At 46.0% G+C, this 13,602-nt stretch carries 11 protein-coding genes, 1 pseudogene and 2 riboswitches; of the genes and pseudogenes, 2 read left to right on the top strand and 10 right to left on the bottom strand.

Annotated features, from left to right (window positions below; genetic code table 11):
- The first annotated feature begins 124 nt into the window (after positions 1-124).
- Positions 125-587, top strand: a pseudogene (tnpA, locus tag J6I44_RS14405) (IS200/IS605 family transposase).
- A gap of 220 nt (positions 588-807) precedes the next feature.
- On the opposite strand, the gene J6I44_RS14400 reads toward tnpA, so the two are convergent.
- The 10 genes from J6I44_RS14400 to J6I44_RS14355 all read right to left on the bottom strand — a co-directional run bounded on the left by J6I44_RS14400 (position 808) and on the right by J6I44_RS14355 (position 12,264).
- Positions 808-1,533, bottom strand: coding sequence for a Dph6-related ATP pyrophosphatase (locus J6I44_RS14400; RefSeq protein WP_286670553.1), 726 nt, complete (start codon positions 1,531-1,533; stop codon positions 808-810).
- Complete coding sequence (cobC, locus tag J6I44_RS14395; protein ID WP_265766849.1) at positions 1,530-2,096, bottom strand: alpha-ribazole phosphatase; 567 nt, start codon at positions 2,094-2,096, stop codon at positions 1,530-1,532. Before cobC ends, J6I44_RS14400 begins: the two co-directional genes overlap by 4 nt.
- The gene (locus J6I44_RS14390) at positions 2,081-2,839 is read right to left on the bottom strand and encodes an adenosylcobinamide-GDP ribazoletransferase (protein WP_265766848.1); all 759 of its coding nucleotides are present in this window, start codon (positions 2,837-2,839) and stop codon (positions 2,081-2,083) included. The genes cobC and J6I44_RS14390 overlap by 16 nt, the downstream gene beginning before the upstream one ends.
- Positions 2,836-3,882 (bottom strand): nicotinate-nucleotide--dimethylbenzimidazole phosphoribosyltransferase, encoded by a 1,047-nt coding sequence (cobT, locus tag J6I44_RS14385; RefSeq protein ID WP_265766847.1) that lies wholly within the window; start codon positions 3,880-3,882, stop codon positions 2,836-2,838. Before cobT ends, J6I44_RS14390 begins: the two co-directional genes overlap by 4 nt.
- Before the next feature lie 248 nt (positions 3,883-4,130).
- The gene (locus tag J6I44_RS14380) at positions 4,131-4,637 is read right to left on the bottom strand and encodes a bifunctional adenosylcobinamide kinase/adenosylcobinamide-phosphate guanylyltransferase (RefSeq protein WP_265766846.1); all 507 of its coding nucleotides are present in this window, start codon (positions 4,635-4,637) and stop codon (positions 4,131-4,133) included.
- A 104-nt stretch (positions 4,638-4,741) separates the two neighbouring features.
- Positions 4,742-5,812: a YncE family protein gene (locus tag J6I44_RS14375; RefSeq protein ID WP_265766845.1), complete on the bottom strand. Its 1,071-nt coding sequence runs from the start codon at positions 5,810-5,812 to the stop codon at positions 4,742-4,744.
- Complete coding sequence (locus J6I44_RS14370; protein WP_265766844.1) at positions 5,802-7,724, bottom strand: TonB-dependent receptor plug domain-containing protein; 1,923 nt, start codon at positions 7,722-7,724, stop codon at positions 5,802-5,804. Before J6I44_RS14370 ends, J6I44_RS14375 begins: the two co-directional genes overlap by 11 nt.
- A 38-nt stretch (positions 7,725-7,762) precedes the next feature.
- Positions 7,763-7,992: riboswitch (cobalamin riboswitch) on the bottom strand.
- 992 nt (positions 7,993-8,984) lie between these two features.
- Entirely contained in the window at positions 8,985-10,007 is a 1,023-nt protein-coding gene (locus J6I44_RS14365; protein WP_265766843.1) for an ABC transporter ATP-binding protein, read from the bottom strand.
- On the bottom strand, positions 10,007-11,083 hold the full coding sequence (locus J6I44_RS14360; protein ID WP_265766842.1) for an iron ABC transporter permease: 1,077 nt from the start codon (positions 11,081-11,083) through the stop codon (positions 10,007-10,009). The genes J6I44_RS14365 and J6I44_RS14360 overlap by 1 nt, the downstream gene beginning before the upstream one ends.
- The gene (locus J6I44_RS14355; protein ID WP_265766841.1) at positions 11,083-12,264 is read right to left on the bottom strand and encodes an ABC transporter substrate-binding protein; all 1,182 of its coding nucleotides are present in this window, start codon (positions 12,262-12,264) and stop codon (positions 11,083-11,085) included. Before J6I44_RS14355 ends, J6I44_RS14360 begins: the two co-directional genes overlap by 1 nt.
- A gap of 24 nt (positions 12,265-12,288) precedes the next feature.
- A riboswitch (cobalamin riboswitch) is annotated at positions 12,289-12,500 on the bottom strand.
- Between the two features lie 120 nt (positions 12,501-12,620).
- Here J6I44_RS14355 and J6I44_RS14350 point away from each other — a divergent pair.
- Positions 12,621-13,379, top strand: a complete 759-nt coding sequence (locus J6I44_RS14350) for a DUF3047 domain-containing protein (protein WP_265766840.1) — start codon at positions 12,621-12,623, stop codon at positions 13,377-13,379.
- Positions 13,380-13,602: the final 223 nt, after the last annotated feature.

The following is a 13,602-nucleotide window of genomic DNA, read 5'->3' as shown; positions in this document are numbered from 1 at the left end:
TCGCGATAAGCACTGGGGGGGATGCTCTTTAAAATAAAAGTCCCGTTAGGGACAGAAAATAGGTAGCAAAAAATGACCGGTAACCAACCCGTGCCGTCAGGTACGGAATATCAAGAGTTTAACTATGGCCAATACCTATACCCAAATACACATTCAGGCTGTTTTTGCCGTTAAAAACAGGCAATCGCTAATTCTCAATACCTGGAACCAAGATCTGTACAAATATATTTCTGGGATTGTACAAAACCACGGCCACAAATTATTGCAGATTAATGGAATGCCGGATCATATCCATCTGCTTTTTGGGATGCGGCCCAGCCAATCATTGTCAAATTTGATGAAACAGATAAAGCAGGATTCCTCACGATGGATTAATAAAAATAAGCTTAGCAAAAACCGATTTTCTTGGCAGGCTGGCTATGGAGCTTTTTCATATTCAAAATCACAGCTACCTCGTGTCATCAACTACATAAAGAATCAAGAAGAACACCAATAGAGAAAAAACGTTTATGGAGGAATATACTGAACTTCTGGATTATTCGGGTATTGATTATGATGACCGATACATTTTTGACTCGGTATGCTAATTAGCATATCTCGTGCCTATGGCACTTCGATATTTTATTGCTAATCTTTTTCCTTTCTACCTATTTTCCGCCCCTATCGGGACTTTTAAATTATGTAACGTACAATTTATCTCGCGTAAATGAATTAAGACACATTGCGAGCTACCTACAAAAATATAAGCTCTACTGATTCGATCATCTCGTTTGGACCAGTCCAGCCTCATGGTCCGGCCTTTTTTGATCATTTACTTTTCAAATCCAAATAGAAATACGTGGGATGAGGATTGTTATTCCCTGATTGTTGAAAGGAATGCGTATCATCATCTTGCTGCTCGTAAGTCTTCGCAACCACTTCTCCCCTTTGGAATGATACCGGTGTGTCAAAAATAGGTCCGTCATACACAAAAGTGTGGAACTCACCATACTCCCCACAGGGATCAACCTCGGCCGGCAAATCGGCCAAAAATTGAGAATCATATTCACGCCCCACGAATGATCGATCCAGCTTACTTCCGTTTATTGATACGACCACAGCTTTAAATCCCACATCAATAAACTGCCGGGCTAACTGCTCTGTGGATTGCTGCCACAGCGGAAATATAGCTTCCATATCAACTTTTTGGAGCTGCTGCTCGCGATAGGCTCTCAAATCTTCCAAGAATATATCTCCAAAAATATAGCTGCGTACTCCCTTCTTTTTATGCTTCTCCAACGCCTGTTGCATAAACGCATCATACTCTTCCATCCCAACCTGCTCCGGCAGCATCAGCGGATGTAATTCGAGTCCTATATTCCGGGCTTGTTCTTCGACAAGATTCTTCCGGGTGCCATGCATGGATACGCGACTGTTAGCACCATTAAAGCTCGTTAACAAGCCGGTCACGATATAGCGCTCTCCCTGCAATGCATGGTATAACGCCAGGGAAGAATCTTTACCGCCACTCCAATTGAATAACACTTTTTTCATCGATTGATATAATGGATGATGTTGCGATTCTGCTGACCAGAAACCTTAGTCACACTACCGTAGTCAATAGACAGTCGAAAACTATTTTTCAATGGGACTTCTAAAATATGGCTAATTATACAGCGAATAACGCCACTGTGGCTTATGACCAATACCTGCTTATGCTCCAATTGGATTACCTCCTGCCACCAGTCCACGGCGCGATCATATAACTGCCGGTAAGATTCGCCGCCCGGGCAAGCTACCTCTACAAAATTCTGCATCCATGGTTGTAACTGCTCTGGGTCGATATCATCCCAGGCACGGCCTTCCCAAGCCCCAAAATCCAGTTCCTTCAGACGGGAATCAGTAGTAACCTGTTGTTTAGCTAACTGTTGGGCCAACTCACGACATCGTTTTAATGGACTACTATGGATTGGGAAGTCAGGATAGTTCTCCGGCAGTTTTGCCCCAAGCTTCTTAAGTTCATCCGGAAATGAATCGGCTAAGTCTATATCCTTTTGTCCATAGCAAATGCCCTCTTCAATATCGGGTGTAGTATGTCGGATTAGAAAAAGGTCCATATCACCACAGCCCCAAGGTAAAAGGTAACTTCAGTCAACTGCTGGGTTGCTCCGCTGCAATCGCCGGTGTGTCCGCCAATCCACTTGTTAAAAAACTGACCCAGATATAACAGTACGGCGATCATAGGAATAAGGGCCAGCCATATACCGCTGTGAGGAACTAACAATAATGGAAGCAACCCAAAAATACCACTGACAATGACGGAAGTTGGCGTCATCTGCTTGGCCACCGGCTTGGCTTTGGACGGTTCGCCCCGCACATAATCGTGGGTGATGATCAGCGTAGTTGCTAAAAACCGACTGGTGGCATGTCCAGCGATAAGCAGCCATGGAACAACTCCGGCTGGCAGCTCATTCAGGCTGACAAACTTCAACGCCAGGATGCCAGTGAGTCCCGTTACCCCAAAGGTGCCAATGCGGGAGTCCTTCATGATCCCCAGGATCTGCTCTTTCGTCCAGCCTCCGCCAAAGCCGTCAAACATATCGGCCAGTCCATCTTCATGAAAAGCCCCGGTCAGCCAGATCGTTGCCAGCATGCTTAACAACACCGCAATGGATTGCGGAAAAATATACATACTTCCCCAAAAGATTATCGCTCCAATGATTCCCACTATGATGCCTACCAGCGAAAAATAGCGGGCGCTTTCGTTTAGATACTCCGGCGAATGGTCCACCCACTTAGGGCACGGAATCTTGGTAAAAAACATGACGGCTGTTAAAAAGACCTGCAGCTCTCTTCTCATGATGGACCTCCCTCTGATACTCCTGCATCCTCGAAAGAGGCCATATCATTTAAAAAATTTACCGCTGACTGAACGACAGGATAGGCCATGGCGGCGCCCGTCCCCTCGCCCAGTCGCATATCCAACTGCAGTAGTGGTTTGGCCTTCAGGTATTCCAGTTGAATCTGATGGCCGCGCACCTCCGATTGATGGGCAAAAATTCCGTACTCCCGGATATCCGGATACCATTCGCAAGCCAGCATAAAAGCGGCGGTGGCAATAAAACCATCCACCAAAATGACCATGCGATGCTCAGCGGCCTGCAGCATGCCTCCCACCATCATGGCAATTTCAAAACCACCGAAGGTTTGAAGGATAGTTACAGGATCTTCCTGATCCCCATGGGCGCGGATGGCTTTCGTCAATATCCGAACTTTTTCAGAAATGCCGGTCTCATCCAGCCCGGTTCCTTTGCCTGTACATGCTTCTATAGATGCACCGGTGATTAAGCTGGTGATAATAGCGGCGGATGACGTATTACCGATCCCCATCTCTCCAAAGCCGATAATATTCGTACCCTCTTCGGCCCATTGATCAACTAACATCGCCCCTGTTTCTATGGCTTCCCAGCACTGCGCTGCGCTCATGGCTGGCTGCTCTAAATAGTTTTCGGTTCCAAAAGCAATTTTATTGTTCAGTAACTGCTCTCTGGCTGGAAGTTCAGCAGCCACCCCAGCGTCAATGATTTTTGCCGAGAGGTTATGTGAATTACAAAAGACGTTTATGGCCGCACCCCCGGAAACCATATTTAATACCATCTGGGCGGTTACTTCTTGTGGATACGCATTCACAATACCTTGGGCAGCAATACCGTGGTCGCCGGCAAATACGGCTAACAACGGATTTTTCAATTCTGGATCCAACCGCTGCTGGATCAGTCCCACACGCAATGCAATGTCTTCCAGTCGGCCCAACGCACCGACGGGCTTTGTTTTGGAATCTATTTTCTGTTGTAAGGCTTCTTTGAGACCCTCGTTAACCACGGTTATGTTGAATTCTTTCATAGAAAACATCATTATTGGGAGCTTCTGCAAAAGCTCTATTAAATCGTTATAGAATGACTTTTATCTTTCAATCCTCCTGTCCTCTTTCTCCAAGGAGGAACTCATTTTTCAATATTGGGAACAGCTCACAATATTTAGTGCTACAACCACAAAGTCCCTCTTGGAGAAGAGGGATTAAGGGAGATTGATTGTTAGTTTTATTCTAATACCTAAATCTATTGGGTTCCCATTTTAAAACCCCTTATGGATCACTCCTTCACTTTAACAGGCAGTCCTGATACCATAAGCGTCACCTCATCGGCTTGTTCTGCTATAAACTGATTCATCCAGCCCTGCATATCGGCAAACTTTCTACCGCTTTCTGTTGGAGCATGCGTGCCCATCCCGATTTCGTTTGTTATTAGAATCAGGGTATTATCTGTGGCAAACAGCTTTTGTAATTCTTTCTTGGCCAATTCCATAGAACGGCCGATATCATGGTCGGTATCCACGAAAAAGTTGGTAAGCCATAAGGTGATACAGTCAACTACGAGTACTTCTCCTTCAAGATCAATGTTCCCTATTGCTTTCTCAATTTCAAGCGTAGTCCATCGCTCGTCACGATCTTCCTGATGCCGCTCTACCCGAGCTTCGAAATCGTCATCCCATACGCGGGCTGTCGCTATATACACAGGTGCATCGGTCAATGACAGGGCTAACTGTTGGCCGTAACTGCTTTTGCCGGATCGCTGTCCGCCAGTAATGAGATAGATCATAAGAATACATCTTTTATTAAAAAAATAACCCCAAGCAGATTCTCACTGCTCAGGATTATTCATTCAGGGAAATATACGCCCTGGCAGCGTTCTCTCTTATATTCTTAGTTGGTTACAAACTCAAATTCAATGGGCGACTTTCCGACCTCAAACGAATCAACGGCTGTTCCATCCAGCGTATACATGATCGTTTTACCATTTTGAGCCAACCCATTACTTACACCGCCCAGGATCATTTGCTCAGAAGCAGTAAATCCAATAGCGTTAAACGAACGGCTGATAAATGACTCATCAACAATCTGCTGGGTATTCATATCGATGGTTACAACATCGCTGGAGGTGTAGCTCACATAGGCCAGATCTGAGTTGTTATTGATGGCGATTCCCGTTGGCCGGCCACCGGTTTGGATATTAGTGACCACGGCTTGCTGTGCCGGATCGATAATATAAATACCACCGGGGACATCATTTTCCGGATCACGATTGCCGTTATCATCATAAGCTGCATACCCTTCACACACGACCCAGATCAGGCCGGAAGGTCCCTCTATAATCTGATTAGGTCCGGGACCGACAGGAATATTTTTTCCCAGCTCCACTGAGCCAACATCAATCATGGATACCGTACTGTTTCCGTTTGATACATAAACCTTACCGTCTGCATTGAGCGTATAGTTGGGATAAGGACCGACCATTATTTTTGGATCCGTAATCTCCATTGTTTCCAAATCTAATGCAACGACAGAGCTGTCATACAGGCTGGATACAAGAGCCTTACCCTGCCCCGCCGGAGAAATAGCTCGGGGATCAAAGGAGAGCTCGGCTGTGTCCTGCAAATCTAAGGTCTTTAAATCATACACTTTGATTTGACTGGGGGCATTCGTTACCACGAATAGCTGATCCTCAATGATGGTGGATCCCTGAATGTATCCCACAAATGGACTCCCGGTCTTATCAGCGATGACATCCACAGATGATTCCCCCGTCTCAAAATTATAGGATGAAATAGCGCCATTTGACTGGCTAAAGTTCCCTTCGTTGATAACATAGACTGAGGCTTGTTCAAGTTGGCCCGGATCACTGTTGGTATTATTATCACAGCTGCTTACTAAAAGAAAAGCAGCAAGTACAAATAGTATCGATCGGTTCTTCATTGTTAAGTTCTTAGAATTCATAAGTTGCAGTTAAAGAAAGGTGATAATTTCGTTGTGGCATGGCATACCACTGAATGATCTCGTAATCGGTATTAAGTAAATTTCGAACTCCAGTTTGTGCTTGGAAATTAACCCCAAAATATTGTTGCTGAAGTTGTAGGGTGGCATGCAAGAGGTGATATGGCTTAAGCGAGCTGGCAAATTCCTGTGTATCAGTAGTATAGCGGCGGTTGGTCCATTTATATTGAATAAAAGCACTCAGAAAGGTTCTTTGGGCACGAAGCGACGCCTGATAATTCCATTTGGGAATATATCGAAGCTGATTTCCAAGGGCTTCATCTCCATCAAACCGAGGCTCTGTAATCTGAGCGTGCACATAATTTGCAGATTGTTCTAACACCAGGTTCCATTGCCTGCCTACTGTGAATCGGTTGGTCAGGCTTGTCTCTAATCCTTTTGAAGTAACCTGATCTACATTCTCAGGTACATAATTTCCGGTTTCATTAGGAGTCCACCGGAGCCCTTCATTGACCCGATTATAGAAACTGGTTAAAGTCACCGTCGAAAAGCTCAACCATCGTGGATAATAAACCAATCCGGCCTCTGCATTATTACTTCGCTCCGGTTTCAAATTGGGATCTCCGCCGGGCAACCAGTACAGAGCATTAAAGGTCGGTGGATTGAAATCACGGCTTAGCTGTCCGCGCAAAAATAGTTTATCCTTTCGCAGAGCATAATTTACCCCAAGTGTAGGACTCAATACGGTTCCAAAATCATTGTATGAATCAAGCCGTAATGCCGGATAAATATGGACCCGACTTTGTAAGGTTTCAAATTCAGGATTTAGTAAGGCACTGAACTGCTGGCGTGTTTTCAAACCCGTATAATTGTTGGTCTCTACGCCCGAAAGGCTACCGCTGAGCTCCCCCTTCAGCAAAACATTATTATTGATTTTATAGTCAAAGGCACTGCTGATCAACCATCTGCGGGTTGTACTTATGCTTCTCGTGTCGGCTTTAGAGTCAAAATAGTTAAGCTCGGAACGGTCAACATAGTTTTTGAACGTAAATTCGGCTTCACCCCAATAGGTCTGATAACGACTCAACCAGCGCATGGACTGGTCATCCTGTCGGGACTGGCTATTTGATGTTAGAATGGTCCCGGGGATTTCATTTTTGCTATCGGCAAACCAAAATTTAGATTCGAACTGCTTATTTCCCTGGCTATATCCAATGCCAGCAATGATGTTTTCCTGTTCCTGTCGGTTGTGGGTCCGGTACTCTTCCTGATCAAAAGCACGGTTATAATATTCAAAGTCATTTTCATCCCTGCTCACCGCACTTTTCAAATGGACCCTCCAGTTACCTGACTGAATCTGTCCGTTTAATGACGATTGCCACTGACCAAAGGATCCCACACTTTGTCCAATAGAAACGCCTTGATATTCCGCTCTATCAGATGACAGGTAGATGGCTCCCGAAAGGCTGCCGCCTCCAAAAGCTGAGCTGGGATTTCCAGAGCTTATCTGTACAGTCGAAAAGAGTGATGCCGGTAATAATGAATAATCGGTTTGTCCGGCCATAACGCTATTAATAGGTATCCCCTCCCAAAGCACTTGAACCTGACTGGCAGAGAGCCCTCGTTGAGAAGCAGTTGCAATCCCTCCAGGACCATTGTCTTTAATGAATAGCATAGAGGACGAGTTTAATACTTCACCAATATTTTGGACCGACTGCATCGATAGCGATACCGAGTCAATAACTTCCACATGGGTAGGCTGATACTTTAATGGCTGCTGTATACGAGTGGCTACCACTTCAATTTCTTCTAACTGAAGCGTATCACTAATTACCTGACTATAAGCTAAATGATGTATAAAAAAGAGAACACAACTACATAAAGCTGTGCTATAACGTATCCATAATTTTGACATAAAATCCTCGTAGAAACTTTAACTCCCGAAAGTTCCTCAAGAAATAGAATTGTTTGGCAGGTCTTCTGGCTTATCCGGCTGTCCGGCCTTCCCATCCCGAAGTATCGGGACAGTGGCAAAAGGTTGGGGACAACACCTGAAATGGATTCACAGTTGCGGGTACAGCTTCCGATTACACGGCAATAAAGTCAGTGCCGGGGCACGGAATTCCCTTTTCATCGCTGGTTGATTGCTATCAATCAGCGAAACCAATACACTATTTCAAAGAGCGTTGGTAAGGTATGAGCTTTATTGATAAAATGAAACTTTTTTAGCTTAGTTTGAAGAAACAAACCTCGAACTAAGTCCCCGACACTTGAATATACTGCCCCCTTCCTTGAGAAGAGAAATGCGTAATACCCCGACCCCGCTCCTGTCCACTGTGCTATGAAGTTGCACTCCCGAAGAAAGGACGCGGCAAATGGGAGTTAAACTCCCTCAAAGCTTAAAGGAGTTACATCAGCGAAAGATAGGATAAACATCCCTCCCCGCCTTCAGCGGTACTCCCTTCGAAGGGATATTTTATGACCTCTGATCCGAACTAACATTCCCCGCCCTCTTTTCTCAGACGGTGACTTTTTTGCGTTTCGTTTTTTGGTCATCCAAAAAATAGAACAGATAATTTGTTCCGCCTTTTGGCATGATCCAAAAGGCTCGTAAAAGATCTAGGCTGAAAATTTCTTGGCCGCGCTCATTCGTCTCGGTACTGCATAAATTCAATGGTCCTTCTGCTCTTTAGACCTTAAGGCAAGACCCGACCGGTGTGAATTTCTGCGGTCGCACCTCGCCTCACTCGCTTATTCCCGCCAACAAATTTAAGGCCGATAGGACCTTGAACTTGTTCGACTTATCTTATGTAATCCCCACTCCACATCCCGGCCTAACATAAATTCTGCTGGGAAAGTGACCGTAGCCGAAGCGTAAAAAAATCATTCCTGTCTGAGAATTGGTATTTTTCAACTCCCGTTAAATGATTTTGGCTACGGGAGAGTCGAAGCTTTCTCAGCCGGTCATTTTTTCCGCCTTTTGTCTTGGCACAAAAGGCCAAGAGAAATTTAAACTCCTCAGGGCGGACAACAGCCAAAAGCGCTGACCACGGCTTCGGGCCGCCCTTCGTCAAACAGAAATTTCCCAAGTGGGTGTTGTCGCCTTTAAAAGAAAATGTTCACCAAAAAGTCTCGGACACTTCGCAAGTGCCAAGGACTTAAAACAACAATACCGCTATAACTTCTGTAATATCGACAGCAGCCCCTGAACGGTATCACTATTATGCTCCTTATCCTGATAGGTAATGCTCCACTCAAAGTGCTGTTCCAATGCACGAACCTCAACCTGCAGTTCCGTTCCATTCGACTCCCTGACCTCGTAACCGGAGCGCTCCAGCGCACGTCGTGTCCAGAATACGCCTACGGGATTGCCCTGCAAATAGATCGGTTCTTTGGATGGTTCGTGGAGCCTAAAAGAGCCGGTAGTCCGATCAAATTCGAAACTATTCCGCTCAAAAACGGATTCAAAGGTGCCATCCAGTACGAGGTCTTCGGGCGTACCTGTGATAATTTTCCCCTCCCTGTTAATCAACCATAACGCATCCGCTGCCTTGAGCGCCAAATCTAATTCATGGGTAGAAAATAAGACAGCCTTTTGGGTGTTGTGAGCAAGCCTCCGCAACAAGCGGATAATCGCAACCCTATTCGGCAGATCGAGATGAGCGGTAGGTTCATCCAGCAGTATAGCGGGCGTATCCTGTGCCAGGGCCCGCGCAATCATCACCTTTTGGCGCTCCCCATCACTAAGGTGAAGTACATCCCGATCAATGAGCGGACCACTTCCAGTAGATTCTATAGCCCAGGCTACTTTCTGCTTATCTTTCTGATCCAGCGAGCCAAACCAACCGGTATAAGGCGATCGGCCAAAGCTTACCAGTTCATGCACGCTCAGATTTCCAATGGTCAGTCGGTCGGTAAGCACCGTGCTCACTTCACGGGAAGCCTGCTTGTTACTTAGGTGGTTCATGGAACTACCCGAAAGTTTTATCCCTCCACTCAGCGGTGCATGGAGCCCTGAAAGGGTACGAATCAGTGTTGACTTCCCTGACCCATTCGGCCCCAGCAGGCAAACCACCTGGCCACGGTGTAGCGATACATTAATATCGCTGGCCACCGTTTTAGATTTCCGGCGGCGACCGCGTGCAGGAAACCCTATTTCCAGATCTTCTGTCGATATGATACTTTGGAACTGACTCATCAAAAAGAAGCCTGTAGGTTTTTTCGCTGGATAATGACCCAAATAACGACCGGCGAGCCCACCAATGATGTTACGGCACTGATAGGTAAAGTTGCAGTGGAGCCAGGCATTTGGGCTACGATATCACAGGCCAAAAGAAGAAGCGCTCCCATCAATAAAGTGCCCGGAATGAGCACGCGATGATCATTGGTGCCCAGCAATGAACGTGTCAGATGGGGAACGGCAATCCCGACGAAACCGATGGGTCCACAAAAAGCGGTAATACCCCCCGCCAACAGACTTGTACTTACAATAATCCAGATACGTGCACTGGCAACGGACAGGCCCATACTACGAGCATAGTTATCTCCCAGAAGCAACCCATTTAGGGGCTTGGACATTAGCAGGGCCATGCCTCCACCCATTACGGCTACGATAGCCACAATCCAGAGCTGATCCAGCGGCACGCCGCCCAGACTTCCAAACGTCCAGATCAGGTAGTCCTGTATCTGTTCGGGACTGCTAAAATATTGCCATATGCTGACCATCGCTATTGTAATATTGCCGACCATCAGCCCGATAATAAGCAGAGTAACATTATCCCGAATACGTATGGATATGAGCAGGATAAGCAACAACACGGCGGCCGAACCCAGGCTGGCTGCCAAAATGATAAGCCAGCTGCCTGCCGCCGAAAGCTGTTGAATGGCAAAGATACTGGTGATGGTCCCGCCTGCCAGCATCACGACAGCAACACCCAGGCTTGCACCGGCGGTGATACCCAGTACCGAGGGGCCCGCCAGGGGGTTACGAAAAAGCGTCTGCATCAGGAGCCCGCCCACTGAAAGGGCACTGCCCGCCAAGATCGCTGTCACAGCCCTGGGAATACGTATATTTATCAGGATTTTACGCCAGGCAGAATGTTCGGTTTCTCCTCCTGCTAAGATATGAACAATATCCGCAAGGGGTATATTTACTGAGCCAAGCCCGATATTTAGCAGAAAAAAAAGAAGTACTCCTCCCACTAAAAGGAAAAAGTAAAGCGGGCGAATACCGGTTTGGTACTGCACGTCATTATGTTGAGAAGGGGTTGGCATCACTGCACCTTCTGATAATAATACAGCTCATGTTCTGGCACAATTTCGGGATGGAATATCTTAATCAAATCAGCTAATAAAATATCCGGATGCACCACACCGGACTCCCAATAGTCGTTGCCCCCGGACGGCCGCTTGCGACGATTGTTATTATAAATTTGTCCCGTTTCAAATGCTTTAAAAGCTTTAAACCGGCTGTCTTTTGCCAAAAGGTCTTCCCTGCTTTCTGCCGTACCGGGATTAATCCAAATATCTGCTTTCAATCCCTGTTCATAGACCACTTCAAAGCTTTTCCTTAGTCCACCCGTGTCCTCCGTCTCTAACCAAGGGTAGTTAGCCCCGGCATCCTCCAAGAACTGAGCGGCAAAGCTATTGCCGCCTGAAACAAACCAAGCCCCTTTATACGGCACGCTATTGATAATCAGCGGTTTATGAGTGACCGTATCAGTAGCGGCTCTCAATTTCTGGTACCGGTCGGCCACTGCTTCAAATTTTTTGTTAGCCAACTGCTCTTTGTTCAGTAAAGCGGCCATCACTTTTACCCACTCTGCCTTGCCCAGTGGAGTTGTTTCCAGCCATTCGGCATTCACAAATACATTGATGCCCGAATCAATCAATACCCGATAATTATCAAATTGGGATGACTGTCCTCCTGAAATCATGAGCAGATCCGGGTCCATAGCCAATATCTTCTCTTTATTTAGTTCCCCCTGTGGAAGGCTTGTCGTTGTCCCAGATTCAATCTGGCTTTTTACTTCTGAACTATACACAAACTCTGCACCCACCATACCTGTTAGCACGCTGTTGGCATCCAGCATCCCAAGCAAGCCAATGTGCGTGGTAGAAGTGGCAATCATACGACGAACAGGAATAGGAATCTCTCGGGCACCGGAAACGTCAACCTCTTCAACCAACTCACGGGGGACCAGCGCATACCTTAACGTATCCACCTTATCCTGGAAAGGTTTTAAGATCTCCAGCAACTTATGGTTTTCATGATAGCTGATATGGAAACCACTTGCATACTCGGCCTGTACCTTGTGCGGAAATGTGACGGTATTGTCAGATACAAGATGTGCGGTATTCTTTTGCTTCTCCGGCGAGTTACAAGCCGAAAATATGAGGACGATACTCCCCAAAATTATACTAACAGAACAGTAAATAAATCTTTTCAAAGTCATAGGTTCAGCTTTTCTCCCGAAAGCTTTTCTATCATCATTATGGCAGGTCTTCTGGCTTACTCCACTTCTGGCAACCTTCCCATCCCTTGTATTGGGGATAGTGGTCATACAGACCAAAAGCTTGGTGGAGCTTACAGCAGCGGGGACTGCTCCGGACTGTCTTTCGAATAAAGATCACCGGATTCCCTTTTTAATGCTTTACCTGTAGCAGTAAGCAACCGCTAATGAATCAGTAAGTTAAAATGAACGAATAAAATAACGGTATTGCCTGTCAGAAGCTAATAAAGATATCGTTGATAAATCTAATCCAAAAAATCTGTCGTACATATGGTTGAACACATACTAAAATAGTAGTTATGAAATTTTATTCCTTAATACTTATTCCTGTCCTTGCTCTGATTATGTCCTCTCCATCCTCCGGACAAAATACAGATACCATTCGGTTAGCCGTTCAAGACTATAACCCAACAGACTCTAAAAATGATACGACATGGGCAAAGATGGAAGTAAAATCAGATAACCTTACTGATTATTCTCTAGTTGAGGATCAAAATGGTAAAAATGTTATCAAAGCCAGCAGTGCTAATGCCGCTGGTGGATTGATCTATAAAATACGAATTGATCCTCATGAATATCCGATTATTGAATGGCGCTGGAAAGTGGATGGAGTACTTAAAAAGGGCAACCTCCAGAAAAAAGATAGTGACGATTATCCGGCCCGTATTTACGTCACGTTCGATTATGATAAATCAAACCTTGGCTTTGGTGACCGTATAAAGTATTCTGCTCTTAAGGCCTTCACCTCTTATAATATTCCATTACGATCAATCAATTACATCTGGGCCAATAAGGCTAAAAGGGGAACCATTGCGCCCAATCCATTTACGGACTGGGTTTATATGGTTGCCGTACAATCCGGCAACGAACAATCGGGCTCCTGGATGGTTGAGACACAAAACATTCTCCAAGACTATAAAGCTGCTTTTGGTGAAGCCCCTCCCGCCATCACAGGAGTGGCCATTATGACGGACTCTGACAATACCGCGGGCAATGCTACCGCCTACTATGGCGATATCATTTTCAAAAAGTCTGACTCAGCGACACAATCAAAATGATACGTTATTCCTCCCGATATTACTTATAATGCTAAATCGGTGCTTCTCAAAAGGTTTAACGTTTAAAAACTAATAAGCAGTCCGAGGCGGGTGATATTGTCGGTGGCCGTGGGCCCCTGCGGGATCGCCAGGCTCGCATTCACCTGCAGCGCCCCGTAGCGCAGCGAGCCGCCCCCCGTCACAAACTCCCGGCCGCCATTGGAGGCTCCCTCCCGGTAGTAGC

The sequence above is a fragment of the Fodinibius salsisoli genome (genome assembly GCF_026229185.1).
Lineage (GTDB): Bacteria > Bacteroidota > Rhodothermia > Balneolales > Balneolaceae > Fodinibius > Fodinibius salsisoli.
This window is presented reverse-complemented; position numbering and strand designations above follow the sequence as displayed.

Excerpts from the sequence above, each read along its gene's own strand:
- J6I44_RS14380 (WP_265766846.1), bottom strand. The coding sequence starts at position 4,637 with ATGATCTATCTCATTACTGGCGGACAGCGATCCGGCAAAAGCAGTTAC.
- J6I44_RS14350 (WP_265766840.1), top strand. The coding sequence starts at position 12,621 with ATGAAATTTTATTCCTTAATACTTATTCCTGTCCTTGCTCTGATTATG.
- J6I44_RS14360 (WP_265766842.1), bottom strand. The coding sequence starts at position 11,083 with ATGCCAACCCCTTCTCAACATAATGACGTGCAGTACCAAACCGGTATT.
- cobT (WP_265766847.1), bottom strand. The coding sequence starts at position 3,882 with ATGAAAGAATTCAACATAACCGTGGTTAACGAGGGTCTCAAAGAAGCC.
- J6I44_RS14400 (WP_286670553.1), bottom strand. The coding sequence starts at position 1,533 with ATGAAAAAAGTGTTATTCAATTGGAGTGGCGGTAAAGATTCTTCCCTG.
- J6I44_RS14390 (WP_265766848.1), bottom strand. The coding sequence starts at position 2,839 with ATGAGAAGAGAGCTGCAGGTCTTTTTAACAGCCGTCATGTTTTTTACC.
- J6I44_RS14375 (WP_265766845.1), bottom strand. The coding sequence starts at position 5,812 with ATGAATTCTAAGAACTTAACAATGAAGAACCGATCGATACTATTTGTA.
- J6I44_RS14370 (WP_265766844.1), bottom strand. The coding sequence starts at position 7,724 with ATGTCAAAATTATGGATACGTTATAGCACAGCTTTATGTAGTTGTGTT.
- J6I44_RS14355 (WP_265766841.1), bottom strand. The coding sequence starts at position 12,264 with ATGACTTTGAAAAGATTTATTTACTGTTCTGTTAGTATAATTTTGGGG.
- cobC (WP_265766849.1), bottom strand. The coding sequence starts at position 2,096 with ATGGACCTTTTTCTAATCCGACATACTACACCCGATATTGAAGAGGGC.
- J6I44_RS14365 (WP_265766843.1), bottom strand. The coding sequence starts at position 10,007 with ATGAGTCAGTTCCAAAGTATCATATCGACAGAAGATCTGGAAATAGGG.